This window comes from Paenibacillus sp. BJ-4 (assembly GCF_020404765.1).
GTDB lineage: Bacteria > Bacillota > Bacilli > Paenibacillales > Paenibacillaceae > Paenibacillus.
Genome location: NZ_JAIVEM010000120.1, coordinates 1 through 202, shown reverse-complemented (window position 1 = coordinate 202; position 202 = coordinate 1). Strand labels below are relative to the sequence as shown.

At 54.0% G+C, this 202-nt stretch carries 1 rRNA gene; it reads right to left on the bottom strand.

The annotated features are described in order from the left end of the window. Positions 1 to 202 (bottom strand): 23S ribosomal RNA (locus tag LCF57_RS28250); the annotation flags it as partial.

The window sequence follows — 202 nt, the reverse complement described above, 5'->3', positions numbered from 1 at the left end:
CATAAATAGGGCTCTGACTTCTTGTAAGCACACGGTTTCAGGATCTATTTCACTCCCCTTCCGGGGTGCTTTTCACCTTTCCCTCACGGTACTGCTTCACTATCGGTCGCCAGGGAGTATTTAGCCTTGGCAGATGGTCCTGCCGGATTCATACGGGGTTTCACGTGCCCCGCACTACTCGGGATCCGTCTCGGAGGGAACA